Source organism: Bradyrhizobium ottawaense (genome assembly GCF_900099825.1).
GTDB lineage: Bacteria > Pseudomonadota > Alphaproteobacteria > Rhizobiales > Xanthobacteraceae > Bradyrhizobium > Bradyrhizobium ottawaense_A.
The window spans coordinates 828,450-854,097 of the sequence record NZ_LT629693.1; the positions used below are offsets into that span (position 1 = coordinate 828,450).

Sequence of the window (25,648 nt, forward strand, 5' to 3'; positions counted from 1 at the left end):
ATATGCAAGCCGGATGACTCCAAAGATGCTTCTCTAAGGCTCAGCCCCGCAACAGTGTTCGTTGGGCTCAACTCTCGGTCATCCGGCCGGAGGCTGCATCAATGCGCCGATCCTCGAAGGGTGAGAAACATGGCGGGTCTCTTTCGTTCGACAGCCTTGGGCGATCTCCATCTCACAAACAGGATCGTCATGGCGCCGATGACGCGCTCGCGCGCCGATGAGCGCGGTGTCATCAATTCTTCCGCTTCCGAATATTACGCAGCGCGTGCTGGCGCCGGCCTGATCATAAGCGAGGGCATCAACGTTGGACCGATGTCCAACGCCTTTGATCGAACGCCCGGCCTATGGACCGACGAACAAACCTGGGGATGGAAAGCCGTCGTCGATCGAATCCACGAGAAAGGAGGCCGCATCATCGCGCAGCTCTGGCACGCTGGACGCGCAAGCGCGCGTGGTCTGCTGTCCGACAAACAACCGCTGTCGCCATCGGGCGTGAATGACGATCTGGATCAGCTGCAGGTATGGGCTCTCCTCGCCAACGGTGCCTATGTGCGCGTCGCAGCTACGCCTTCCCGCGCGATGACCCTCGCGGAGGTCCAGGGCGCCGTGAACGAGTTCGGGCTGGCGGCCGCCAACGCTGTTCGCGCAGGATTTGATGGCGTGGAGATTCACGGCGCAAACGGCTATCTGGTCCATCAATTTCTGTCGCCGGCGATCAATCAACGAACCGATGAATATGGTGGGAGCATCGAAGGACGCTCCAGACTGCTTCTCGAAATCGTTGCGGCGATCTCTGATGTCATGCCGCGATCACGGATTGGATTGAGGCTATCGCCCTTCGCTGATTACAACAGTACACGCGACCCGAAACCGGAAGACACCTACGGATGGCTCGCACATTGGCTGCAAACCACCGGGCTTGCATATCTGCACCTGGCCGACACCAACGCCTGGACCGGCGCGCCTGATTACGAGAGAATGTTGCCGATATTCGGCGAACACTATCGCGGGCCTCTGATCGTCAATGCGGGCATCACTCCCGAGCGCGCCGACGAAATCGTAGTTTCCGGTGAGGCGGACGCAGTCGCGTTCGGCCGTCTCTTTCTCGCCAATCCGGACCTCCCGGCGCGGATACAAGCTGGCGGTCCGTACAATTCGCCGTGGCATTTCGGAATCTATGGTGGTTCGGACACCGGGTATCTCGACTATCCGAGCCTTGAGACCGTTGCGAAGGACTAAGGCGCGTTGGCCTGGCCCAAGATCCTCATCACCGGCGCCACCGATGGCATCGGCCAGCTCGCCGCTCTGGAATTAGCTCGTCGTGGGGCGCATCTCATCCTGACGGCACGCAGCGAGGCCAAGGCCGAAGTGACGCGTGCCGCGATCGAAGCCGCAGCTCCAGCCACACCCGTCGACATGCATTTTGTTGATTTCTCCGATCTGGCGGCCGTTGCCGCCACCGGACAGGCCATTGCGGCACGGCATCCTCACATCGATGTGCTCATCAACAATGCCGGCCTGCACGCCTTCCAGCAGCGCGTCACGAGGGACGGCTACGCGGAAATGATCGCGGTCAACTATATGGCCCCGTGGCTGCTCTCCGATGCCCTGCGGGAAACCCTGGTGCATTCCGCCCCGTCGCGCGTCATCACCGTCGGCTCGGAAGCATCTCGCCAGAGCAGGAATCTTGAGATCGAGAAGGACCTGTTCGACACCGCGCCCTTTACCGCGCGCGGATCGTCAAGAATCTATGGCCGCACCAAGCTGCTGGACATCATGTTCTCGCTCGAACTGGCCCGGCAGCTCGAAGGGACCGGGGTTGCCGTGAACTGCCTATGTCCGGGCTTCAACGTCACCGGGCTCGGCCGCGAACTAAGCTTCGCCCGCCCACTTGCCACGGCGCTGAACTGGTTCGGCATCGGCAACCCTGCGCGCGGGGCGCAGATCATCGTGCACCTTGCCACCGATCCGACCTTTGGCAAGCAGACCGGTGCGTATGTCTCCGTGAAGAACACCCGCCCACTCACCCCCATAGCCCCGGCAGACAGCGAGCAAGCACGGCGACAGTTGTGGGACACGACGGCAGCGGCACTTGCCCGCTTCAGATGAATTCGCGGACTAGCCATGTTCGCTCGGGAGTATCGCTCGCGTCGAACCTCTCACGATCAGTTCTGGACGAAGTACGACATGGCGGATTTCGGTCGAACCGCTCTTGATCGTATCGACGAGCATTCTGGCGGAAATCCGCCCCATCTCCCTGTGCTCGATGCGTATGGTGGTCAGCGGAGGCGAGACGACGTCCATCAGCGGCATGTCGTTGTGTCCGACCACCGACATGTCGTCAGGACAGCGCAGCCCCCGTTCCTTCAGCGCGTCGAGTACGCCGAGCGCCAACAGATCGTTGGCGGCGACGACCGCCGTGATGCGGCTTTCGGTGTCGAGCATCGGCGCCGCAGCTTGAGCGCCCGCGTCGCGGGTGTAGCCCGTCGACTCGCGCACGACGCCTCGCAATCCGTGATGGGACATGGCGCGCTCGAAGCCGTCCCGCCGCAGCGCCCCCGTCGACGTCGACAGGGGGCCGGCCACGTGCGCGATGCGCCGGTGCCCGAGACCGACCAGATGATCGACCGCCAGGCGCATTCCGCGGTCGTCGTCGGACACGACGGACGACACGCGGTCGCGCGCTTCGGATCGATTGACGAGGATCACCGGAATCCCGCGCTGAATACAGAAGCCGACGAGTTCGTCGTCCTGCGAAACCGTGGCCAGGATCAGGCCGTCAATCCGCTGGCTGAGCAGAGTCTCCACGAACGAAATCTGCTGCGAGGAAGCGTTGCCTGCATCCGCCACGATCGGCGCGTAGCCGTCCGCCGAAAGCGTTTCCGTGATGCCACCCAGGATCGGCGCAAACACCGGATTGGCGATATCGGGCAACAAAACGCCTATGAGATCTGATCGGCCCAAACGCAGGTTCGCGGCCAGGCGGTTGGGCTGGTAGCCGAGCGACTCGGCTAGCGTGACGATCCGCTTGGCAACGTCCTCCGCCACCAGGTGTCGCTTCTTGGGATCCAATGCCCGCGACACCGTGGACGGATGTACCCCGGTAGCGTCGGCGATTTGCTTGATCGTGGCGACAGGTCGATTCACCCAGCAATTCCCATCATTTACCTCAGTCCAAAACCAAGGATATACCGCCTCTTGACAATATGCAATCGATTGCAATATGACTGCAATCGATTGCATCGTGACCGCAATCGATTGCAGAGAGTATTCCATGGCGACAGGCATTATCGAGAAACTGGAGGACGTGACGCCGACCGTACTGCGGGCCATGTCCGGCACGGACAACGCCCGGCTCCGTAGCGTGATGGAAGCGTTCATCAGGCACGTGCACGCCTTCGCCCGGGAGGTGAAGCTTACCGAGGCGGAGTACGATCTCGGAATCGACTTCCTCAACCGGATTGGGCAGGCCACCCATCACAGCCACAACGAGGGCATCCTGTTCGCGGATGCGATCGGCTTCTCGACGCTAGTCTGCCTCCTCAACAACGGCAACGCTGGCGCGACCGAAACCGCCGCGGCGTTGCTGGGGCCGTTCTGGCGGGCCAACTCCCCCAAGACGGAGAACGGCGGATCCATCGTTCGCTCCGCGACGCCCGGCCCCGGACTATTCGTCGCGTGCGAAGTCGTCGACGTCGCAGGCAATCCTCTCGCGGGCGTCGAGGTCGACGTCTGGCAATCGTCGCCGGTCGGTCTCTACGAAAACCAGGACGATACGCAGGCGGACATGAACCTGCGGGGCAAGTTCACTACGGACGCCGCGGGACGCTTCTTCTTCAGATCGGTCAAGCCGGCAGGCTATCCGGTCCCCACTGACGGTCCGGTCGGCGACTTGCTTCGAGCCCAGAACAGACATCCCTACCGGCCGGCGCACATCCATTTCCTCGGCTTCAAGCCCGGCTACAAGACGCTGATCACGCAAGTCTTCGTTGACGACGACGAACACCTCGAAAGCGACGTGGTGTTCGGCGTAACGCGTGCGCTCGTGGGCGACTATCGCCGCAATGACGAGACCGAATCGGCCGCGTCCGGAGTCGAGGCGCCCTACACGCTGAATTATCGGTTCGTCATGGAAGTCGGCGAAGCGATCCTCCCCAAACCACCGATCAAGTGAGTCAGAAGATGAATCAGTCCATGAACGGCAAGGTCGTACTCGTCGTCGGCGGGGCCGGCAGCATCGGCGCGGTTGCCGCCTCACGTTTCGCTGAACTGGGCGCGCGCGTCGCGATCAGCCATCGCGATGTCCCGGAGGAAGCCGCGGCGGCGACGAAAGTGGCGCAGTCCCTGCCCGGCGAAGGTCACGCCGCGCTGATGGCCGATGTGGCACAGACGGACACCTTGAAGGGGCTGCGCGTCGAGATCGAGTGCCGCTTCGGGAGGCTCGACGTGCTGGTCAACGCCGCGGGCTTTACGAGGCCCGTCCCCCACGCCGATCTGGAAGCCCTGGACGACGACTTGATCGACAGGATGTTCGCCGTCAACTGGCGCGGACAGTTCGCGACGATCCGCACCTTCGCCCCGCTCCTCAAGGCTTCTGGAGACGGCTTGATTGTTTCGATATCGTCGATCGCGGGCACCAACGGGATCGGCTCGTCGATCGCGTACTGCGCGGCCAAAGCCGGTGTCGATGTCATGACCAAATCGCTGGCCCGCGTGCTCGCGCCGGACGTGCGCGTGCTCGCCGTCGCCCCGGGCGTGGTCGATACAAATTTCGTGCCGGGACGCGGCACTGACTTCAACGCGAAGACCGCGGCGACGACGCCGCTGAAGCGGATCGCCACGCCCGAGGACATCGCCTCGGCGATCATCGCCTGCGCCACGCAACTTGGCTTCGCCACCGGAACGACCTTCGTCGTCGACGGCGGCCGCTCACTCTGAAGGAAAATTCCATGCGATCTCCACGCGACAAGGTCATCATCACCTGCGCCGTAACCGGCAATCTGACGACGCCCGAGCAGACGCCTCATCTGCCCATCACCCCGGAGCAGATTGCCGAAGCCTGCCTCGGCGCTGCGGATGCGGGCGCCGCGATGGTGCACATCCACGTTCGGGATCCGTTGACGGGGCGGCCCTCGATGCTGCTCGACCACTATGCCGACGTCGTTCAGCGCATCCGCGCGCACAATCCCGAGCTCATCCTCAACATCACGACCGGACCGGGCGGACGCTTCGTGCCGTCCCAGCACGACCCGAAGGTTGCGGCGGAAGGCACGACCTTGATGGTGCCGGAACAGCGGGTCGAGCACATCACCGCGCTGCGGCCTGACATCTGCACGCTCGACCTCAACACGATGAATTCCGGTCGAGAGGTGGTGATCAATACCCCCGGCAACGTCCGCCGAATGGCAAAGGTGATCACTGAAGCCGGCGTCAGGCCGGAAATCGAGCTGTTCGATTCCGGCGACATCGCGCTGATGCACGATCTTCTGGCCGACGGCACGCTGCAGGGGCCGGTGCTGTGCTCGTTCGTCATGGGCGTGCGCTACGGGTTTCAGCCCGCCACCGAGACCGTGCTCTATGCCCGGGACCTGCTTCCCCACGACGCGGAATTCACCGCCATCGGAATCGGCAAGGCCGCGTACACGGCCGTGGCACAATCGTATCTTGCCGGAGGTCATGTGCGGGTCGGCCTTGAAGACTCCGTCTATCTCTCCCGCGGACGGCTTGCGACCTCCAATGCGGAAATGGTCGCCAAGGCGCGCCGCATCGTCGAGGACCTCGGAGGCGCGATCGCGACGGTCGAAGAAGCCCGTCGCATCGTCGGCCTGCCGACGCGCGCGGCCAGAAGCGCAGCGTAGGAGCGAGCGATGAACGCCATCACCAGCATGACTGCTGGATCGGAGCCGACCGACGTCGAAGCGACGTGCGTACGGCTCAATGCCAAGGCGACCGATGCGGCATCGATTGAACTACGCATCGAGCGACGCTCCCTTTCACGCCGACAGGACGAGGTCGTCGTGGCGATCGAGGCCGCCGGCGTCAATCCGTCGGATGTGAAGGCAGCCATCGGCCTGATGCCCTACGCGGTATTTCCGCGAACCCCGGGCCGCGACTTCTCCGGACGGGTGGTCGATGGTCCGCGCGAGTGGGTCGGAAAGTCCGTATTCGGCACGTCCGGCGATCTCGGTATCCGCCGGGACGGCACCCACACCTCGCATCTCGTCGTCGAGACGGCGGCGCTGGTCGAAAAGCCAGCCGGAGTCTCCGCCGACGAGGCCGCAGGAATCGGGGTACCCTTCGTGACCGCGATCGAAGGATTCCGAAGGTCGGGCATGCCGAAAGCAGGTGAGCATGTCCTCATCATGGGCGTGAACGGCAAAGTCGGCCAGGCCGCAGCGCAACTGGCAACGTGGCAAGGCGCAAATGTCATCGGCGTGGTTCGCAAGGACGAACCCTACGAAGGTCACGCCAATGCACCGATCGAGGTCGTCAACTCCGCCACGACCGACGTCGCGGACAGAGTCCGCGAACTGACCAACGGCAACGGCGCCGATATCGTCTTCAACACGGTCGGCGATCCCTACTTCGACGATGCGCATCACTCGCTCGCAAAGGGTGGGCGTCAGATTCTGATAGCGGCGGTCCGCAAGGTCGTGCAGTTCAACATCCTGGAGTTCTACCGCGGGCGGCACACGTACGTCGGCATTGACACGCTTGCCTTCTCCTCGGTCGAGAGTGCCGACGTTCTACGTAGCGTGCTGCCCGGATTCGCCGGCGGCTTCCTTCGTCCTTTCCCGATCAAGGATAGCTCGATCTATCCCCTGGCCGACGCGAAAGCGGCCTATGCCGCCGTGATCGGATCGTCGCGCGACCGCATCGTGCTGCGCCCGCGGGTCTGATCATGCACATCGTCCGCTTCGCCGAGGCGCCGGGATACACCGCGCCGGGCCATCACGACATGGCGATGGTCCGACTGCAAGGAAGAGAGGCCGGTCCGTCCGCCGATCTTTGGATCGGCGTGTCGGTGATCGCCCCAGGTGGCGGGACGACCCTGTCCTCGTCACCACAGGAGAAGATGTACGTCGCGCTTGACGGGACCCTCCATGTCTCGAACGGCGAGAACCAGGTCACACTCGGCAAATGGGATTCCTGCCGCATCGGCGGCGGCGAGGACCGCCGGCTGACCAACAGAACGAATTCGCCGGTGACAGTGCTTCTGGTGATGCCGCTCTCGGCCGACGAGCGCCAGCGCGGCTTGTGATCTATCATACATAACAGGGAGAAACCGATGAGCAGGATCTCGACTGACGGACGACCGAGGAAGCCCTTCTACGCTGTTCTGTACGTGCAGGTCCTGGCCGCGATCGCGGTTGCTATCGCGCTGGGTCACTTCTGGCCGGCCATCGCGGTCGACATGAAGCCGTTCGGCGACGGCTTCATCAAGTTGATCAAGATGGTGATCGCACTCGCGATCTTCTGCACGGTGGTGACGGGTATTGCCGGCATGTCGGACATGAAGAAGGTCAGCCGTGTCGGCGGAAAGGCACTACTCTACTTCGAGGTCGTCTCGACCGTGGCGCTGATCATCGGATTCGTTGCCGCCCACGTGGCGACGCCCGGCGCGGGCTTCAACGTCGATCCCGCGACGCTGGATGCCAAGGCCGTGGCGCTATATGCCGGCAAGGCGAAGGAGCAGACCGTCGCCGAATTCTTGCTCAACATCATTCCGAACACGGTCATGGACGCCTTCGCTCGCGGAGACATACTGCCGGTGGTGCTGATCTCGATATTGTTCGGCTGCGTTCTGTCGCGCCTGGGCAATCGCGCAAAGCCCATACGCGACATGATCGATGCGGGATCGATGCTCATTTTTGGCGCCATCAACGTCATCATGCGCTTCGCGCCGATCGGCGCCTTCGGCGCCATGGCGTTCACCGTGGGTCGCTACGGCATCGCCTCCCTTGGACCGCTGGCTAAGCTCGTTGGGCTGTTCTACCTGACCTCGGCGCTGTTCGTGTTCGGCATTCTCGGACCGATCGCCTGGTGGGCGGGCTTCAGCATCTGGAAATTCCTCGTATATATCAAGGAGGAGATCCTGATCGTGCTGGGGACCTCTTCGTCCGATCCGGTGCTGCCGAGCCTCATGGAGAAGCTCGAGCGTCTCGGCTGTTCGAAGCCCGTCGTCGGCCTCGTCGTTCCGACGGGCTACGTCTTCAATACCGACGGCTCGTCTATCTACATGACGCTTGCTGCTCTCTTCGTCGCCCAGGCCACAAACACCGATCTTTCGATCTCGCAGCAGATCGCGATCTTCGCCGTTGCCATGCTGACCTCGAAAGGCGCGAGCGGGGTGACCGGCGCTTCCTTCATCGCTTTGGTCGGAACCCTGTCTGTCGTCCCAACCATCCCGGTCGCGGGCATGGCGCTCATTCTCGGCATAGACCGCTTCATGAGCGAGGTGAGAGCCCTGGTAAACGTGATCGGGAACGGCGTGGCGACGATCGTGATCTCGCGGACCGAAGGCGAGCTGGATTTGGCTCGCTTGAACGCCGTGCTCGACGGTAGGATGGCAGATGCCGAGGAGGTGCAAGCTCCGGCGGGTCTGGTCGAGGACAACCCGCTTCCGGCGCGCCATCAGGCCTAGACGTTTCGTCCCGTCTGCCGGACCATTAGGGAATTGCATTGTACCCGTTTGTCTACAAATCGCTGCCGCTGCGGATTGTCTTCGGCGAGGGAACCTCGGCAAGGCTGGCGGAAGAGGCCGACTTGCTGGCGATCCGCCGTGCCCTGGTGCTGACCACGCCGGGCCACGAACAGCTCGGCCGCGCGATGGCCGGGCGTCTCGGCGACCGTTTCGCCGGGTTGTTTGCCGGCGCGGTCATGCACACGCCCGTCGGCGTGACCGAGGATGCCCTCAAGCGCGCGGCGGACTTGAAGGCGGACGGCGTCATCGCGGTGGGGGGCGGATCGACCGTCGGACTTGGAAAAGCCATCGCGCTGCGCACCGGCCTTCCTCAGATCGCGATTCCGACGACTTACGCCGGCTCCGAGATGACGCCGATCCTCGGCGAGACGCAGAATGGCGTGAAGACGACGCGATCCAGTCCCGAGATCATGCCCAGGACGGTCATCTATGACGTCGATCTGACGTTGTCGCTTCCCGTGCGTGTTGCCACCGTCTCAGGCATGAACGCGCTGGCCCACTCGGTCGAGGCTCTCGACGCCAAGGACCGCAATCCCGTCGTCTCGCTGATGGCGGCCGACGCGATCCGCGCGATCGTCAGCGCGCTGCCCGACATCGCCCGCACTCCCGACGACGTGAATGCACGCTCGCTGGCGCTCTACGGCGCATGGCTCAGCGGGTTATGCCTGGGATCCGTCGGCATGGCGCTCCATCACAAACTCTGCCACGTGCTCGGCGGCACCTTCAATCTGCCGCATGCGGAAACCCACGCGATCGTGCTGCCGCACGCGATGGCTTACAATTCCGTCGCGGTGCCCGATGTGGAGAAGCAAATAGCGGAAATCCTGGGAGCTCACGGGGCGGCTTCGGCGCTCCACGACTTGGCACACCGACTTGGCATTCCCGCGAGCTTGCGCGAGATCGGCATGCCGGAAGCGGGCATCGATCGGGCTGCCGAGCTCGCCATAGCCAATCCATACTGGAATCCGCGCCCGCTCGAACGTGGCGACATCCGGGAGCTGATCGCTCGCGCCTGGGCCGGCGAACAGCCGCTCGTCGATTCCTGAGCGATCGCTTGCGACCTGCAACTACTTCGTTGAGACAGGCGCCAGGCTGCCCAGCGGCCGTCTCCCGCCAAGACAAGAGTACCGAAGGTGACACCCGCTTCCGTCAGTAGTCCGGAGATTGATAGTCTTTTCCGTCCCGCAGCCTCGATCGCGGCGTCTTCCCAGACATTCATGTTGCGGCTTTCGATCCGAACCACGTCGGGGACTGCGGCCTGCGCTGCCGGCATCATTGGTCCGCTGCAGACCTTGCTTCCGAGGTCGACAATTCCGAATCCCTTTCAATTATCGGCTTTCCCATTCCATAACCGCTCATTCCGCGAATTGACTGCGTTGGCACATGGCCACCGCAAACTCGCGGTTTGGCGAACTAGATCACTCCGCTCCGGAAACATAGGCCCCGCCGCTGACACCGCAGCGCGTCCAGTTCAGCCTGCTCACCTTGGTTGTCGCTAGATTTTCTTCGATCTCTCGGTGCACACGTCGTGCACACGCCGCCGTCTAACTATCTGAAGAAACTATTCTTTCGTTCCAGTCCATCATCGGCGCCATGGAGAACTTCCAGCGTAAGTCATTCATTTCATTTAACTATTTTGTCTCCACTCGATCCTGTAAGTGATTGGACCGGCTGAGAAATTAAGCGCGACTAAACTACCGCAGATTGGATTTTCTAGGATCATACATGACCAGATTGGAAGCGAAAATCACCCGAATACGTTCTCAGTGCACACGGAGAGCCGAGTGCACACGCATGTGCTGGCCTTGAGTGCGTTAGCCTCGTAAGAGAACTCCCGCTCCAAGGGCCAGGCTGAGCGCGAGAACGCCGCGATCACGCGCCCCAGCGCAGCGCCGCCGTGTGCACGGGCGCATCCCACAAAGACTTCGCCTGGGCATCGAGCACCGATACGGTGACCGAGGCGCCGGCCATATCGAGGGCTGTAACATAGGAACCAGTCAGGAAACGCGTCGTCGTGATCGCCGCACCGTCCAGAATTCGCTTTGCGCTATTGACCATCAAATAGAGTTCGATCATTGGCGTTGCGCCGAACCCGTTGACGAGAAGCAGCACTTCGCTGCCTTGCTTCGGCGCAAGGTCCTTGAGGATCGCGCCAACAAGTTCCTCGGCAATCGCATCGGCAGACGCCAGCGGTACCCTGCGCCGGCCAGGCTCGCCGTGAATTCCGACGCCCATTTCCATTTCATTGTCGGCCAATGTGAAATTCGGCCGCCCCGCCGCTGGCACGGTGCACGGCAATAGCGCGACCCCCATTGAGCGCGTGCGACGGTTGACCTCGTCGCCGAGCGATTTGAGCGCGGCAATCGGCATTCCGGTCTCGGCCGCGGCGCCGACCATCTTTTCCACGATCAGCGTGCCCGCGACCCCGCGACGACCGGTCGTGTAGGTCGAGCTTTCGACCGCCACGTCGTCGTTCGTCACCACGCTCGCAACTTCTCGCCCGGCCATCTCGGCAGCCATGGTGAAATTCATCAGATCGCCTTCGTAGTTTTTGACGATGAAAAGCACACCAGCGCCGGTGTCGACGGCCTCCGCGGCCTCGATCATCTGGTCCGGTGTCGGCGAGGTGAAGACTTGACCCGGACAAGCGGCATCGAGCATGCCGAGGCCGACATAGCCCGCATGGAGCGGCTCGTGTCCCGAGCCGCCGCCCGAAATCAGCGCGACCTTGCCCTGCTTCAGGGTGCGGCGGCGCACGAATTTGCGCCCCGCGCCAAGAAGCAGGATGTCGGTGTGAGCGGCCGCGAAGCCATCAAGACTCTCTTCGAGTACCGCATTGGCGTCGTTGATCAGCTTTTTCATGAACGTCCTCCCGATTGTTACTTCCGGTCCGGATGGATCCGTCAGCCGACACTCTCGGCGTAGCGCGCGAGTTGCGCCGCGAAATCGACGACGAGTTGTTCGAGGGAACGGTTTTTCTTTTCGTCGCCGAGGTCGGGCACGGTCACCGTGATGTTGCGGGTGCGCGCTTCGCGATGGGGCGCGCGCAGGCGCCCGGGATGCGCCCGTCCATAGGCCTCGATGAATGCCGCGCGCTCGGCTCCGGAAAGATGGCAGACCTCGAAAATGATTGCGACGTGCTTTGCCGGTATCGGCACCAGATAGGCCGGATTGGTAATCTGGGTTACGAACGAACGGTTCTTGCCCAACGCCGCCGCGAGTTTCAGGCGTGTCCCGGACGGTCTGTTATCGAGCACCCGCCGCAGGATGGCCTTGTAGTCCGCGACATTGCTGTCGTCCGGCCGGTGGGCTTGTTCGCTTTCATCGTTGGTCATGGGTTCACCATGGCAATCGTGGCCTTGAGCCGGGCAACGGCAACTGGCGACACCGAGAGCGTTGTGAGTCCAGTCGCAAGCAGCGCCTTCGTCAGGCTTGTATCGGCGGCCGCGTCGCCGCAGAGCGAGACCTCGACCCCGCGCGCGCGTGCAGCCTCGACGGTAAGGGCAATCAGCGCCAGTACCGCAGGATTAGCGGTATCGTTGAGGTCGGCGACCGCGCCGATGTCGCGTGCCGCGGCCATCGTGTACTGCGTCAGGTCGTTCGAGCCGATTGAATAGAATCCGGCCTCGAAGTCCCCGGCGCAGAGCGCTGCCGCCGGTATCTCGACCATGATACCGAGCGGTGGGCGGGCACAGGCGATCCCTTGCGCCCTAAGTGCCTCGATCTCGTCATCAAGAAGCCTGCGCGCGCGGTCGAGTTCCGAAGGAACGGCGACCATCGGCAACATCACTTTCAGCGTCCCATGCACAGCTGCACGCGCCAGTGCCCTGAGTTGCAGGCGGAATACCTCCGGCCGCGAAAGCGATAGCCGGATGCCGCGAAGACCGAGGAACGGATTGCTCTCACCATCGATCGTCAATCCTGAAATCGGCTTGTCGCCGCCGGCATCAAGCGTGCGCATTGTAACGGGCCTTCCTTCCGCCCAATCGAGAATGCGCCGATAGACCGCATATTGGGTTTCCTCGTCCGGGAGGCCTTGAGAGGCCTCGAACAGGAATTCCGTTCGCACAAGGCCAATGCCGTCGCAGATCGCGGGATCCAGGCCCGCAAGATCTTCAGGTGCTGCAATATTGAGAAGGACCGTGATACGCCGGCCATCTGCCGTGATTGCAGGTTTGGCGCGACCGGCGTCTGCGATGGCACGTGCAGCATTGGCGGCACTCATGCGGTGCTCGAACAGGCGTCGCGTTTCCGGCTCGGGGTCGAAGACGACGGTGCCGGCATCACCATCGACGAGTGCCACGGCCGGCGGCCGCGCTTCCCATGACAGAGGGCCAAGTCCAACGACCATCGGGGTGCCACGCGCACGCGCCAGCATCGCAACATGGGAGGAAGACGAGCCCGCCGCAAGCACGATGGCACCACCGCAGCGCCAATCAGTTGCAAGGAAGGTCGAGGGCGAAATGTCGTCGCTCGCAATGATGGAACCGCCTCTGATCGCCGCGGGCGTGTCCGCGCCGTTCAGACCCACCAGCACGCGGTCGCGGATATCGACCAGATCCGCGACGCGGGCGCGGAAATATTCGTCTTCCGCCGAGCGATAGTCCGCGATCTCTGCATCGAGCACCGCGCGCCAGGCCTGGTCGGCAGGCGCGCCCGTCGAGATGGCCGTGAACGCGCCCTCCGCCAGCGCATCGTCCTCCAGCATCGCAACCTGGAATTCCAGAATGTCCGCCGCCTCGCCCTGCTCCGCCTCGATCAATTCGGCGAGCTCGGTTGTCGCACCTTCGATCGCCGCCTTCAGCGCGGCGGCTTCCTGTGCGGGATCGCCCGGTGTCCTGCGGCTCTCCACGGTGACCGTCAGAACGGTGACGGGTCCGATGGCCAGACCTGGCGACGCGGCACGACCGGTGAGATGGATCTCGGTCACCGCTTCAGGCCTCGCCGAAGCCGTCATTCACCAGCGCGAGCACGGCGGCGAGTGCCGCATCGCCGTCCGGGCCGGCGACGCGGAAATAAAGCATCGCACCCTGCGGGGCCTTCACCCGCATCACCTTCACCGGACTCTTGGCATCCGTCCACGGTCCGTCCGGTGCGAGAGCGATTTCGATCGACGCGGCAAAACCCTTGGCGCATTGCGTAAGCTTGACCGAAGGCCGCGCATGAAGACCGACCGGATTGACGAGAACCGCCGAGGCCGTTAGCGGCAAAACCGTTTTGGACGCCCGGCCGGCGTTGACATCATGCATAGAATTCCTCCGCGCTGCGCTGGACCGCGGTTAGCGGCGACCCGCCGGAGGACTCGGTCGCCGCTATCACGGCCCCCTCAACCACTGGAGCATTGCAGACCACGACGCGTGCACGCCGCTCTTCGGGCAACATCTCCACCGCCATCTCCGAATTTGTTTCTGCCCCGCCGAGGTCGACGAGGATTGCAACTCCGGCTGGCGACCAGGCGATCTCGATCGCCTCGAGGATGCCGGCAACATTGGTGCCGAGCCCGCCCTCAAGGTCGCCGCCTGTCCAGGCAAGCGGCACAGCATTGCCGACCATCTGACGCACCATATCGGCCGCCCCCTCCGCGATTTTGGCGGAATGCGAAACGATGACGATTCCGACGTTGCCAGAACTTGAATTGCTCATAAATCTGCCTCGAATTCCAGTGTTACGACTGCTGCGCCGATCAGGAGGGACGCCGAGCGCGAACCCGGATCCATATGACCGATCGAACGTTCGCCGAGAAAGGACGCCCGGCCGCGCGTCGCGAGCATCGGCGTCGTACGCTCGGCGGCCTCCGTCGCTTCCGCGGCGATCGCCGCCGCGTCGCCGCCGGCCGCAAGTATCGCCTGCACCGGCACGAGGACATCAAGCAGGGTCTTCTGCCCTGCTTCCGAGCGTCCGCGCGCCTTGACAGCATCGATCGCCTTACCCGTCGCCGCCACGAGATCGGCGCGCGCAGGCTCCTCCGGAAGCGCCTTGCCGAGCTCCATGAAGAAAGTGCCGACGAGCGGCCCGGAGGCGCCACCGACCTTCATCACCAGCGTCATGCCGATCGCCTTCAACATCTCGGGCGTCGATTTATCTGCAAGAGCCGGCAGGGTCGCGAGCACCGCCTCGAAGCCACGCTTCATGTTCAGTCCGTGGTCGCCGTCGCCAATCGCCTGATCGAGGCTGGTCAATTCGTCGGCATGCTCGATCACCGATACTGCCAGCGCCCGCACCAGCTTCTCCCTCGCTGTTCGATTGAGGCTCATGCCGCAATCCTCCGGCCGGCCGCATCGAAGAACAGCGGATTGTTGAGACAGAGCGACACGATGTCTCCGGCGCCGAGCCTGGCTTCGGGATCGGACAACGTCACGACCGGTTGGCCGCCGAGATCGAGGTGGAGATGGCTCTGGTCGCCGAGATGCTCGATCCGGGTGACGGTCGCCGACACTTCGCCGCCGCCGCGCGCGATCGTCAAGTGCTCGGTGCGCGCGCCGATAGTCTTGGCCCCGAGCGGCGCGCCGGCAAACAGCGCCGCCGGCAAGAGGTTGATCGCCGGCTGACCAAGCCGCGCGGCGACATGGGCGTTGATCGGGTTCTCGTAAATCTCCCGCGGCGTCCCGATCTGCATGAGCCGCCCGGCCTCGATGACACCGATGCGAGAAGCCATGGTCATCGCTTCGGTCTGATCATGGGTGACATAGAGGATGGTCGCGCCGAGATCGGTCTGGATGCGCTTGAGTTCAAGGCGCATTTCGCCGCGCAGCTTGGCATCCAGCGACGAGAGCGGCTCGTCCATGAGATAGATCGCGGGCGAGCGCACCAAGGCTCGGCCGATCGCGACGCGCTGCATCTGCCCACCCGACAACTGCGTTGCCTTGTTGTCGAGCTTGGTTTCGATGCGGAGCAGACGAGCGACTTCCCGCACCTTGGCGCGGATCTCGGCCTCCGGCACCCGCCGGATCGGCGCGCGCAATGCAAAAGCCATGTTCTCGAACACGGTAAGATGAGGATACAACGAATATTGCTGGAACACGAAAGCGACGTCGCGATCGGCCGGCGCGTCGCCAGTCACGTCGCGGCCGCCGATCCGGATCGAACCGCGGTCCGGCATCTCCAGTCCGGCGATCAGGCGCAAGGTTGACGTCTTGCCGGCACCCGTCGGCCCGAGCAGTGCGACGAACTCGCCGTCTGCGACGGTCAGCGACAGATCGCTGACGGCCTGCGTCTTCTTGAACGCCTTGGAGACCGCCCTGATCTCGACCTCAGCCATGCGCGCCTCCCTCATGCAACGCGGTTCGGACCGCCCGGCCTGACGCCTTGTCGAAGATCGACAGCGTATCGGGGCGGAAATCGAGCCCGACATGCTCTCCGGTCCGGAACGACACGCTGGCCGGCGACCGAGCCTTGAGTGCCCCATAGCGCGTCGTCACCGTCACGATCTGCGTCGTGCCGAGATACTCCGACCCATAGACCTCACCCCGCACGACGCCGAGATCGGAGAAGCGCACGTGCTCGGGCCTGACCCCGAGGACGAGATCGCTTTCCGGCAGCGCCTGGCGTGCAGCCGGAATGGCGACGTCACGCTCGCCGAGCCGGATTGCCTGCGCGCCGGCCTGTAGGCCACCGCGGAATGGCAGGAAGTTCATCGGCGGCGAACCGATGAAGTCGGCAACGAACAGCGACGCCGGCCGGTCATAGATGTCGCGCGGGCTCGCAACCTGTTCGACGACGCCGTTGTTCATCACGGCGATCATGTCGGCCATCGCCATGGCCTCGAGCTGATCGTGGGTGACGTAGACCGTGGTCGCGCCGAGCCGGTCATGCAGCGCGCGCAACTCATGGATCATCGCTTCGCGCATTTCGGTATCGAGCGCGCCGAGCGGCTCGTCCATCAGAAAACATTTCGGCTTGCGCACGATCGCCCGCCCGAGCGCGACGCGCTGCCGGTCGCCGCCGGCAAGGCCCGAAACTGGCCGATCGAGAAGATGCGAAATGCGCAGGATGCGCGCGGCCTCCACCACCCGCCGGTCGGACTCAGCTGCGCCGACGCCCTCGCATTTCAGGGGGAACCCAATATTTCGCCGGACGTTCATGTGCGGATAGAGGGCGAACAGCTGGAACACGAAAGCGATGTCGCGTGCCGAGGCGCGGTTCATCGTGACGTCTTCGCCATCGAGCCGGATGGTGCCGGCGGTCGGCAATTCAAGTCCCGCAATCATGCGCAGCGTCGTCGTCTTGCCGCAGCCCGAGGGTCCCAGTAGGCAGAGGAATTCGCCGTCCTCCACCGTGAAGCTGGCAGCCTTGACGGCATGGAAATCCCCGAAGGATTTTTCAAGCGCTTCGACCCTGATCTGTGCCATCCGCCCTACTCTCTGACCTTCGAGACAATGGTGAACATCACCGTGCCGAACAGCGTGGTCGCGAATGACCAGGAATACAGCGTCAGGGAAAACGGCTGCATCAGCATGACGACGCCCGCGGCGATGATCGTCGTAGCGACGGCTTCCAATGGTCCGCGTCGCAGAATTCTATCCGCGAAGCTGCCAGCCGGCATGGAGGAGTTTGCATCGAGGCTCATTTGCGAACGGCTCCAAAGGTGATCCCGCGCAGCAAATGCTTGCGCAACAGCACCGTGAAAACAACGATCGGCACCAAGAACAGCGTCGTGCCGGCGGCGACTGCGGGCCAGTCCTGCCCGCCCTCACCGATGATGATCGGGATAAAAGGCGGCGCCGTCTGCGCGTTGCCGGAGGTTAGAAGCACCGCGAAGGCGTATTCGTTCCAGGCGAAGATCAGGCAGAAGATCGCGGTGGCCGCGATTCCGGTGGTTGCCTGCGGCAGTACCACCTTCACGAAGGCCTGGAAGCGCGTATAGCCGTCGATCATGGCTGCTTCCTCGTACTCGCGCGGGATCTCGTCGATGAAGCCCTTGAGAAGCCAGACGGCGAGCGAGACGTTGACCGAGGTGTAGAGCAGGATCATGCCGAGCCTTGTGTCCGACAGCCCGATGGTGCGGTACATCAGGTAGATCGGGATCGCGACCGCGATCGGCGGCATCATCCGCGTCGACAGGATAAAGAACAGCAAATCGTCCTTCAGCGGCACCCGGAACCGCGAGAAGCCGTAGGCCGCCAACGTGCCGAGGGTAACCGCGAGCACGGTCGAGCCGAAGGCGATGATCAGCGAATTGATGAAACGCGGCACATAGTTCGAAGGTCCGGCGATCACCATGTTGCGGCCGCGCGCGATTCCATCGCAAAGTCCCTGAGACGGTCCGAGCGTGCGGATGAATTCCGGCGTCTGGCGCGAGCGGGTGGTGAAGAGATTGCAGAAACCTTCCAGCGACGGCGTGAAGACGAGTTTGGGCGGATAGGAGATCGCATCGTCCGGCGACTTGAACGAAGTCAGAACGATCCAGACCAGCGGAATCATCGTAATCACGGCATAGAGAACCACTAGCGAACCCGCCAGTCGCTTGGTGCCGGGCGATGGTTCGACTACGGAATGGGCTGTGTTCGCGATGCTCATCGGCTTTTCACCCGGTTCAATGCCTTCACATAGATGTTGGCGAGGCCAAACACCGTTACGAACAGGATGATCGCGAAGGCTGAGGAATAGCCGGTCCGCCAGCTCTCGAATGCCGCGCGCTTGAGCGTGATCGAGGCGACCTCGGTGGTGGACCCCGGCCCGCCCCCGGTGAGCAGGTTGACCATGTCGAACATCTTGAAGTTCTCGATGCCCCGGAACAACACCGCAAGCATGATGAACGGCAACGCCATCGGCAGCGTGATCGACCAGAACTGCCGCCACTTCGAGGCGCGGTCGACCTCCGCCGCCTCATAGATGTAGTCCGGGATCGACCGCAGGCCGGCAAGGCAAATCAGCATCACATAGGGCGTCCACATCCAGGCGTCGACAATGACGATCGCCCAAGGGCTGAGCGTCACGTCGCCCAGCATCTGGAACGACGATGCGGAGCGGCCGGTGAGGAAGGCGAACACATAGTTGAAGAGGCCGATCTGCGGCTGGTAGAGGAACGTCCAGAAATTGCCGACGACGGCCGGCGAAAGCATCATCGGCAGCAGGATGATCGTGGTCCACATGCCGTGGCCGCGGAATTTCTTGTCGATCAGGAAGGCAAGGCCAAATCCAAGCACGGTCTCGATGGCGACGGTCCAGAACACGAAATGCGCCGTCACCTGCATCGCCGCCCAGATGTCCGGATCGGTCAGGATGGTCTGGTACCAATCGATGCCCAGCCACTTTACCGGTGCATTTGCCCGGTTGGCCCGGTAGTTGGTGAACGAAAGATAGATGGTCCAGACCAGCGGAAAGATGTTGATCGCCAGCAGCAGCAGCATCGTCGGGGTGATGAAGAGCCACGCCAGCGCCGTATCGGACAGGCCCCGGATTCGGCGCGCCACGGCGGGCTGTACGGGCACGGCGCCGTAGGTTATCCGCGATGAGGCACTCAAATCGTTCATGGTGTCAGCTGGTCCTGATGTACTGCGATTGCCGACTTCAAAAAAGATATGGGTATTGGCGGAGAGAATGGCCTGGAGCGCTGACGAACCCGCGCTCCAGGCCGCTATCCTAGAACTTCTTGCCCTCTTCCTTGAATATGGCTTTCCAATCTTTCACCAGCCCGTCGAGCGCCTCCTGCGCGGTGCCCTTGTCAGCGACCACATAGTCATGCACGCGCTTCTGCTCGGCTTGCAGGAGCTGGGCGTAGGAGGGCTCGGCCCAGAAGTCGACCACCATGCCCATCGATTTCAGGAACTCCTTGGCGAACGGGGCGCTATCCGGGAAGCTCGGGTCGTTCAGCACCGACTTGGCGCAAGAATAGCCGCCCAGCGCCCACCATTTCTTTTGCACATCGCCGCCGGAGAACCATTTGATGTACTGCAGCGCCTCGCCCTGGTTCTTGGAATAGGAAACCACGGAGATGCCCTGTCCGCCGAGCTGGGTGGCCTGGATGGTGGCGGCCGGATTGGAGAAGAATCCGATCTTGTCACCGCCGACATTCGGATCCTTGTAGAGGCCGGGGAAGAAGGCGAAGAAGTTCATCTGCAACGCCACCTGGCCGGACTTGAAGGCGTCAAGACCTTCCGACATGTAGGAGTTGGAAGCACCGGGAGGCGTGCAGCACTTGTAGAGCTCCTTGTAGGCTTCGAGCCCCTTGACGGCGCCGGGCGAGTTGACGAACCCGTCCATCGCATAGGGCTTGTTGGGATCCTGGTATTTGAAGCCGTAGTCGTAGAGATAGTTCGAGACGCCCATGGTGATGCCTTCCGAGCCGCGCTCGGTATAGATCGAAGCGCCATAGACCTTCTTGCCGTCAATTTCGCGGCCCTGGAAGAACTGTGCGATGTCGCGGAGCTCTTCGAGCGTCTTCGGCACGGCGATATCGCGGCCATATTTGGCCTTGAAGTCCTTCTGCACATCTGGCCGCGCAAACCAGTCCTTGCGATAGGTCCAGCCCACCGCGTCGCCCATGGCGGGCAGCGCCCAATAGTTCGGCGTATTCTTCGGCCACTGTGAATAACCGACGACGGTCGCCGGCATATAGTCGTCCATGCTGATTCCTTCCTTCTTGAAGAAATCGTTGAGCTTGACGTACTGACCGTTCTCCGCCGCGCCGCCGATCCACTGTGAATCGCCGATGATGAGATCGCACAGCGATCCGCGTGAATTGAGTTCATTCAGGAAACGGTCGGCGTAATTGGGCCATGGCACGAATTCGAACTTCATGCCGATGCCGGTCTTGGCGGTGAAGTCCTTCGAGAGTTCGACCAGTGCATTGGCCGGATCCCACGCCGCCCAGCACAGCGTGATCGTCTTGCCTTGCGCTTGCGCCGGCGTCGTTGCTCCGATGCCGAGCGCGGCGACACCGCCCGCAGCAAGGAGCACCTTCAATGTATTCTTCATGCGCATTTCCCTCCCTGTTTGGCCGGCCATCGACATGGCACGGCGTTCCTGCCCGCTCGAAGGCTTCGAGCAGAGCGACACAGTCCTTGACGAGTTGAATGACTTGAACCGACGTTCCCTCGCGCTCGCGGATTCTTGGGATCCGTAGAGCTCGATTTGTTTAGTAAATCACGATTTACTAAACATTGCAAGAGGACTGTCGGCAGGATCGGAAAACGTCGCGCTCCTGCCCCGAAAATTCAGAAACCGCACGCAGGATCATCAATGCCGTGTTCGACCATCGGCCTAGGTGAGCCGGTAGATTTGTCCTCGATCACGTACAGCATTGCTGTACCGGATGAGCGCGTTGATGTGCATGGCCATCGTCCCCTTGGGAACGCCGGTTGTGCCTGACGTGAAGGAGATCGCACATAGATCCCATCCATCGACCGCCTCGTGTTCGACCGGCTTTGTCCCCGGGGAGCTTAGTTCGGAAAACGCACGCGTCCCCTGCGGCGCCTCGCCACCGATGACGAACACCGCTTCTACGCTGCCGAGGCCACCGCGCACCGAATCGAGCTTGTCGCTCCAGACTTCCGACGAGACCACCAGCCCCTTGGCACCGACCTTGTTGATCTGCGCCGCCAATCCTTCCGCGGTCAGCCCGAGATTGACCGGCACAGCGACGCCACCGAGCTCGATGATGGCGGACTGCTTGTAACCGCCGAATGGAAGCGCCGGGTCGATCAAGTTGTGGCAGTTGACCCATCTGTCACGGCTGATCGGCCCAGCAGCGACTGAAGCGCCCCGAATTCTACCGCATCCTCTACGAGTCCGAGCTGTTCTCGCCGGAAGCATTTCAGCAGCACATCGACGTTATCGCGCGCGGCTACCAACGCGTACTGCAACGCGCCGCTAACGCCGGCGATGCGCGCGCGGTCGACCCTCGCGAATACGAAGTTCTCGCCTTTATGTTGATGGGAGCTCGAAAGTATCTCTCGAGCCGCTTCGCGCGATCGAACGGCTCCATCCGGGAACTGCCGGATTTCGTCACGAAGGCCTACATGCGCTTCGTTTGCAACGGCTTCCGGGACGAGCACGCGAGCATCGCGAGCCCTTCGCCCGCAAAGCAGACCAAGAAGGCGATGTTGGTCGCCGATCGCTCGCTGCGAAGCGAGAAAGCCTGATTGATCGCCTTCGAACCGCGAATCAGCGACGGCCGCTCGCGTGGGGGAATCTGCTCGAACGTCACCGTTGGCTGCCCCGTAAGCCCAGGCCGTTTAGGCGGCGGTTCCGGTTGCTACGCCGGCGGTCCCTCGTCACCCATGCATGGTCAACCCACCCGACACGCTGATCGTCTGTCCCGTGATATAAGCGGCATCGTCACTAAGCAGGAATGCGATCATGCCCGGATAGTCATCCGGCTGTCCAAGACGCCGTAACGGGATCGCCCGGGCAAGGCCTTCGGCGATCTTGCCGCCGGACGGCGAACTCTTCGTAAAGGCCTCGAACAGAGGCGTATCCGTTGGGCCCGGGCATACCACATTCAGAATGATGTTCTTTCGCGCCAGTTCGCGGGCTACTGTCTTGGTGAACGAAATCAGGCCGCCCTTGCACGCTGAATAGACCGCCTCTCCGGAGGAACCGACCCGGCCCGCATCCGATGCCACGTTCACCACGCGCCCAAAGCTGCGTTCGACCATACGCCTGACCACGACGTGATGCAGATTGAGCGGACCGTAAAGATTGATCCCGATAACCTTGTCCCAGAAGGCGCGATCGGTGTCCAGAAATGCAATCGGGATGTCCCATCCGGCCACATTGGCAAGCAGTTCAACCGGCCCGGCAGCAGCTTCAAACTTGTCCGCGGCGGCACCGACCGCATCGCGGTCGGTGATATCGACCTGAAAGGCCAGCACGCGGCCGGGCCTGCCGGCGCAAAGATGCACCGTCTCCTCCGCCCCTGCCAGATTCTTGTCGAACACGCCGACGACGCAGCCCTCTTCCGCCAGCCGAAGCGTCGTTGCCCGCCCGATCCCGCTGGCTCCGCCAGTCAAAATCGCCCGTCGGCCATTGAGTCCGCGCATGTCAACCTCCCTGTCTTCTTGTTCTATTGTTGTGCCTGAACCCGATCGTCGGTCGATTGTTTCGGTTCACCGAGACGACGTCAACATTGGCCTTGTCGCGATCGAGCCTGCCTCTATCGTTCGCGCAGCGGTTGACGAAGCCTCTTGGCTGCGCCAATAATCGCGCGCAGAAGGCGCTTTGAACATGCATCCGACACGGCGGTCTTTGTTGGTTTCCAAAGCTCAGAATCGTCTCTCCAGGCCAAAGCGCAGCGCCAACCCCCGTTCATCGACGATATCGAAGCGCAAGGCGACCGCACCGGAGAAAGTGGTGACCGGCATCGTCCAGACTTCGAAGTCGGAAAAGTCGCGCGATTCGATTCTGGAAGCCGCGGCCAAGCTGTTTCGCCGCCAGGGCTACTCCGCCACCACGCTACGTCAGATCGCGGCAATGGCCGAAATCAAGGCGGGCAGCATCTATTACTATTTCGATTCCAAGGAGCAAATCCTCGACGAGGTTCTGCATCTTGGGCTGCTGGGCGTATTCGAAGCGGTCAAGAAGGCCGTGAAGGATGCAGGCAACGTCTCGCACCGCCGCCGCATCGGACTCGCAATCGAGGCGCATCTGGCGGCGTTGCTCGAAGCCAGCGACTTCACGTCCGCCAATATTCGCATCTACGGCCAGTTGCCCGAAACGCTCAAGAAGCGGCATCGCCCTTTGCGCAGGGCTTACGCGAAATACTGGGATCAGCTCTTTCTCGATGCCCGCCGCGCCGGAGAAATTCGTGCCGATATCGAGATCGTTCCGTTGCGGATCTTCGTGCTGGGCGCGCTGAACTGGACCATCGAATGGTTCAGCCTCGACAGCAAGAACGCGGTCTTGAAACTGGCCCGGCGAACCGAGTTGCTGATTTTCGACGGGGTCAAGAAAGCATGATCCCCTGCCGGAAATCGTCTCAGCGCATCCGCTTGGCGACCTCCTCCAGCATGACCTCCGTGGTGCCGCCGCCGATCGATTGCACCCGGGCATCGCGTGCCATTCGTTCGATCGCGCTCTCGCGCATATAACCCATGCCTCCGTGAAACTGCAGGCAGTCATACATCACCTCGTTGACGAGTTCGCCGCAATAGGCCTTGACCATCGACACTTCCTTGGTCGCATCGATCCCCTGGGTGACCAGCCACGCCGAATGGTAGACCAGTTGCCGGCCTGCCTCGACCTTGGCCGCCAGCATCGCCAATCGGTGCCGAATCGCCTGTTTCGACCATAGCGGTGCACCGAAGGCCTGCCGCTGCGTCACCCAGTCCAGCGTGATTTCGATTGCGGCCTGGGCCTCGCCCATCGCCATCGCGCCGATCACGATCCGCTCGTTCTGGAAATTGCGCATGATCGCGTAAAAGCCCTGCCCTTCCTCGCCCAGCAAGTTCTCGGCCGGCACGCGGCAATCCTCGAACAGCAGTTCCGCCGTATCGGAAGAGCGCCAGCCATGCTTGTCGAGCGCTCGGCTGACGCGAAAGCCTGACGTCTCCTTCTCGACCAGCAGCATCGACAGCCGCTGCGACGGCCGCGCCTCCGGATTGGTGACGGCCGCGATGCAGTAAAGATTGGCGTGGACACCGTTGGTGATGAACATCTTGGCGCCGTTGAGCACATAGCTGTCGCCGTCCCGGCGCGCGGTGGTCCGGATGCCCTTCACGTCCGAGCCCGCGCCGGGCTCGGTGACGCCGACCGCGACGATCTTCTCGCCGGCGACGACATCAGGCATGAAACGATCCTTCAGCGCCTGCGAACCGCCGTTGAACAGATGCACCGACGCCATGTCGGTATGCACCAACGCCGTGATAGCCACGCCCGAGAAGGTGGATCGACCCAGTTCTTCGGCGAACACCACGGTCGCCAGCGTGTTCAGATCGGAACCGCCATATTCCGCCGGATAACGGATGCCGAAAAAGCCGAGTTCCCCCATCCGGCGCAGCACGTCGCGCGGCACCATGCCTTCCTGCTCCCAGGCCGCCGCGTGCGGCTTGATCTCCTCATCGACGAAACGCCGGATCTGGGCTCGCAGAAGTTCATGTTCCTCGCCAAGGTAGACCGAGGCCGCATGGCCATGGGAAGCAAGAGCATTCATTCCGACGCGCCTTCTCTGCCTGATTATCTATTTGCCCTGCCAGACCGGATTGCGCCGTTCGGCAAATGCTTTAGGGCCTTCGATAGCGTCGAGACTAGCATAGGTTTCGACATGCAGCCGGTTGGCCTCGACCAGTCCATCGGCACAACCCAGGTCCATCGCCGCCAGTACGCTGGCCTTCGCCGCTTTCACCGACAGCGGCGCACCTTCGACGATCTTGCGCGCCAGTTGCAGGGCCCGCGCACGGACCGCATCGGGCGTATCTTCCAGATAATTCAGGAAACCGTAGCCGGCGAGCTGTTCGATCGGCACCGTCTCCCCGGTGAGGACCAGTTCCATCAGCAACGGCTGCGGCAGCATCCACAGCATCGGCACCGCCCACGGCGAACCGCGCCCCATCTTAACCTCGGTGATCCCTGCACGTGTCCCGCGAAGGCCGACCCTCAGATCGGACTGGATCGCCAGCAACATGCCGCCCGCCATCAGCGATCCCGTCATCGCCGCAATGACCGGCTTTGAAACCCTGCGCATCGCGGTCTGCATCGGATCGCGCATCAGCGTCAGAATGTCGATGCCATCACGCGCCCGGATCTCGGCGGCCTGCTTGAGATCGAGCCCGGCGGAAAATACACCACAATCGGTCGAAGTGAGGATCACAGCCCTCGCCTGCGGCTCCCTCTCGACACGCTCCCACGCGTCGGTCAAGGCATTCATCGCCTCCACCGACAGGGCGTTCTTGCGTTCCGGCCGGTCGATCGTCACGGTCGCGACGCCATCGTCCAGCGAATAACGCACCGGTTCACGTTCTGACATCGTCTTTCTCTTCCGAAGATTTCTAACATCTGTTAGAATAC

At 62.6% G+C, this 25,648-nt stretch carries 28 protein-coding genes; 10 read left to right on the forward strand and 18 right to left on the reverse strand.

Annotated features, from left to right (window positions below; translation table 11 throughout):
• The first annotated feature begins 129 nt into the window (after positions 1-129).
• Both BLR13_RS04145 and BLR13_RS04150 read left to right on the forward strand, forming a co-directional pair.
• Positions 130-1,239, forward strand: a complete 1,110-nt coding sequence (locus tag BLR13_RS04145; protein ID WP_074827383.1) for an alkene reductase — start codon at positions 130-132, stop codon at positions 1,237-1,239.
• 6 nt (positions 1,240-1,245) lie between these two features.
• Positions 1,246-2,109: an SDR family NAD(P)-dependent oxidoreductase gene (locus BLR13_RS04150; protein ID WP_074827381.1), complete on the forward strand. Its 864-nt coding sequence runs from the start codon at positions 1,246-1,248 to the stop codon at positions 2,107-2,109.
• A gap of 9 nt (positions 2,110-2,118) precedes the next feature.
• Here the strand turns inward: BLR13_RS04150 and BLR13_RS04155 are convergent, their stop codons facing one another.
• On the reverse strand, positions 2,119-3,147 hold the full coding sequence (locus BLR13_RS04155) for a LacI family DNA-binding transcriptional regulator (protein ID WP_074827379.1): 1,029 nt from the start codon (positions 3,145-3,147) through the stop codon (positions 2,119-2,121).
• Between the two features lie 127 nt (positions 3,148-3,274).
• On the opposite strand from BLR13_RS04155, the gene BLR13_RS04160 reads away from it, so the two are divergent.
• From BLR13_RS04160 to BLR13_RS04190, 7 genes are read left to right on the forward strand one after another with little or no spacing between them, the layout of a single operon-like run.
• Entirely contained in the window at positions 3,275-4,174 is a 900-nt protein-coding gene (locus BLR13_RS04160; protein WP_074827378.1) for a dioxygenase, read from the forward strand.
• 20 nt (positions 4,175-4,194) lie between these two features.
• A complete protein-coding gene (locus BLR13_RS04165; protein WP_244525087.1) occupies positions 4,195-4,938 on the forward strand; it encodes an SDR family NAD(P)-dependent oxidoreductase in 744 nt (247 codons plus the stop codon).
• Positions 4,939-4,949: 11 nt separating this feature from the next.
• Entirely contained in the window at positions 4,950-5,858 is a 909-nt protein-coding gene (locus BLR13_RS04170; RefSeq protein WP_074827375.1) for a 3-keto-5-aminohexanoate cleavage protein, read from the forward strand.
• 9 nt (positions 5,859-5,867) lie between these two features.
• Positions 5,868-6,899: a quinone oxidoreductase family protein gene (locus BLR13_RS04175; RefSeq protein WP_244525088.1), complete on the forward strand. Its 1,032-nt coding sequence runs from the start codon at positions 5,868-5,870 to the stop codon at positions 6,897-6,899.
• A gap of 2 nt (positions 6,900-6,901) precedes the next feature.
• Positions 6,902-7,261, forward strand: a complete 360-nt coding sequence (locus tag BLR13_RS04180) for a cupin domain-containing protein (RefSeq protein WP_074827372.1) — start codon at positions 6,902-6,904, stop codon at positions 7,259-7,261.
• A gap of 27 nt (positions 7,262-7,288) precedes the next feature.
• On the forward strand, positions 7,289-8,644 hold the full coding sequence (locus BLR13_RS04185; RefSeq protein ID WP_074827370.1) for a dicarboxylate/amino acid:cation symporter: 1,356 nt from the start codon (positions 7,289-7,291) through the stop codon (positions 8,642-8,644).
• Between the two features lie 38 nt (positions 8,645-8,682).
• Complete coding sequence (locus BLR13_RS04190) at positions 8,683-9,750, forward strand: maleylacetate reductase (protein WP_074827368.1); 1,068 nt, start codon at positions 8,683-8,685, stop codon at positions 9,748-9,750.
• A gap of 826 nt (positions 9,751-10,576) precedes the next feature.
• On the opposite strand, the gene dhaK is transcribed toward BLR13_RS04190, so the two are convergent.
• From dhaK to BLR13_RS04270, 15 genes are all read right to left on the reverse strand, one after another.
• Positions 10,577-11,566, reverse strand: coding sequence for a dihydroxyacetone kinase subunit DhaK (gene dhaK / locus BLR13_RS04200; protein ID WP_074827366.1), 990 nt, complete (start codon positions 11,564-11,566; stop codon positions 10,577-10,579).
• Positions 11,567-11,607: 41 nt separating this feature from the next.
• Positions 11,608-12,039 carry a hypothetical protein gene (locus tag BLR13_RS04205; protein WP_074827364.1) on the reverse strand — a complete coding sequence of 144 codons (432 nt, stop codon included), beginning with the start codon at positions 12,037-12,039 and terminating at the stop codon, positions 11,608-11,610.
• Entirely contained in the window at positions 12,036-13,634 is a 1,599-nt protein-coding gene (ptsP, locus tag BLR13_RS04210) for a phosphoenolpyruvate--protein phosphotransferase (RefSeq protein WP_079587982.1), read from the reverse strand. Before ptsP ends, BLR13_RS04205 begins: the two co-directional genes overlap by 4 nt.
• A gap of 4 nt (positions 13,635-13,638) precedes the next feature.
• On the reverse strand, positions 13,639-13,953 hold the full coding sequence (locus BLR13_RS04215; RefSeq protein WP_074827360.1) for an HPr family phosphocarrier protein: 315 nt from the start codon (positions 13,951-13,953) through the stop codon (positions 13,639-13,641).
• Positions 13,946-14,347: a dihydroxyacetone kinase phosphoryl donor subunit DhaM gene (dhaM, locus tag BLR13_RS04220; protein ID WP_074827358.1), complete on the reverse strand. Its 402-nt coding sequence runs from the start codon at positions 14,345-14,347 to the stop codon at positions 13,946-13,948. Before dhaM ends, BLR13_RS04215 begins: the two co-directional genes overlap by 8 nt.
• Positions 14,344-14,958: a dihydroxyacetone kinase subunit DhaL gene (gene dhaL / locus BLR13_RS04225; protein ID WP_074827357.1), complete on the reverse strand. Its 615-nt coding sequence runs from the start codon at positions 14,956-14,958 to the stop codon at positions 14,344-14,346. The genes dhaM and dhaL overlap by 4 nt, the downstream gene beginning before the upstream one ends.
• Positions 14,955-15,962: an ABC transporter ATP-binding protein gene (locus tag BLR13_RS04230; RefSeq protein ID WP_074831911.1), complete on the reverse strand. Its 1,008-nt coding sequence runs from the start codon at positions 15,960-15,962 to the stop codon at positions 14,955-14,957. The genes dhaL and BLR13_RS04230 overlap by 4 nt, the downstream gene beginning before the upstream one ends.
• Positions 15,955-17,052: an ABC transporter ATP-binding protein gene (locus tag BLR13_RS04235; protein WP_074827355.1), complete on the reverse strand. Its 1,098-nt coding sequence runs from the start codon at positions 17,050-17,052 to the stop codon at positions 15,955-15,957. Before BLR13_RS04235 ends, BLR13_RS04230 begins: the two co-directional genes overlap by 8 nt.
• A 5-nt stretch (positions 17,053-17,057) precedes the next feature.
• Positions 17,058-17,270, reverse strand: a complete 213-nt coding sequence (locus BLR13_RS04240; RefSeq protein ID WP_074827352.1) for a hypothetical protein — start codon at positions 17,268-17,270, stop codon at positions 17,058-17,060.
• Complete coding sequence (locus BLR13_RS04245; RefSeq protein ID WP_074827350.1) at positions 17,267-18,220, reverse strand: carbohydrate ABC transporter permease; 954 nt, start codon at positions 18,218-18,220, stop codon at positions 17,267-17,269. Before BLR13_RS04245 ends, BLR13_RS04240 begins: the two co-directional genes overlap by 4 nt.
• Positions 18,217-19,176 carry a carbohydrate ABC transporter permease gene (locus BLR13_RS04250; RefSeq protein WP_074827348.1) on the reverse strand — a complete coding sequence of 320 codons (960 nt, stop codon included), beginning with the start codon at positions 19,174-19,176 and terminating at the stop codon, positions 18,217-18,219. Before BLR13_RS04250 ends, BLR13_RS04245 begins: the two co-directional genes overlap by 4 nt.
• 109 nt (positions 19,177-19,285) lie before the next feature.
• Positions 19,286-20,620 carry an ABC transporter substrate-binding protein gene (locus tag BLR13_RS04255; protein ID WP_074827345.1) on the reverse strand — a complete coding sequence of 445 codons (1,335 nt, stop codon included), beginning with the start codon at positions 20,618-20,620 and terminating at the stop codon, positions 19,286-19,288.
• 285 nt (positions 20,621-20,905) lie between these two features.
• Positions 20,906-21,349 carry an AMP-binding protein gene (locus tag BLR13_RS04260; RefSeq protein ID WP_074827343.1) on the reverse strand — a complete coding sequence of 148 codons (444 nt, stop codon included), beginning with the start codon at positions 21,347-21,349 and terminating at the stop codon, positions 20,906-20,908.
• A gap of 310 nt (positions 21,350-21,659) precedes the next feature.
• Positions 21,660-21,851, reverse strand: a complete 192-nt coding sequence (locus BLR13_RS39920; RefSeq protein WP_143039794.1) for a hypothetical protein — start codon at positions 21,849-21,851, stop codon at positions 21,660-21,662.
• 67 nt (positions 21,852-21,918) lie between these two features.
• Positions 21,919-22,686 carry an SDR family oxidoreductase gene (locus tag BLR13_RS04270; RefSeq protein ID WP_074827339.1) on the reverse strand — a complete coding sequence of 256 codons (768 nt, stop codon included), beginning with the start codon at positions 22,684-22,686 and terminating at the stop codon, positions 21,919-21,921.
• Between the two features lie 310 nt (positions 22,687-22,996).
• Here BLR13_RS04270 and BLR13_RS04275 point away from each other — a divergent pair, with 310 nt between their 5' ends.
• Complete coding sequence (locus tag BLR13_RS04275) at positions 22,997-23,602, forward strand: TetR/AcrR family transcriptional regulator (RefSeq protein ID WP_197679520.1); 606 nt, start codon at positions 22,997-22,999, stop codon at positions 23,600-23,602.
• A 19-nt stretch (positions 23,603-23,621) separates the two neighbouring features.
• On the opposite strand, the gene BLR13_RS04280 is transcribed toward BLR13_RS04275, so the two are convergent.
• Together BLR13_RS04280 and BLR13_RS04285 are read right to left on the reverse strand one after the other, a co-directional pair.
• Entirely contained in the window at positions 23,622-24,794 is a 1,173-nt protein-coding gene (locus tag BLR13_RS04280; protein ID WP_074827336.1) for an acyl-CoA dehydrogenase family protein, read from the reverse strand.
• 27 nt (positions 24,795-24,821) lie between these two features.
• Complete coding sequence (locus BLR13_RS04285; protein WP_074827335.1) at positions 24,822-25,607, reverse strand: enoyl-CoA hydratase/isomerase family protein; 786 nt, start codon at positions 25,605-25,607, stop codon at positions 24,822-24,824.
• Positions 25,608-25,648 lie beyond the last annotated feature (41 nt).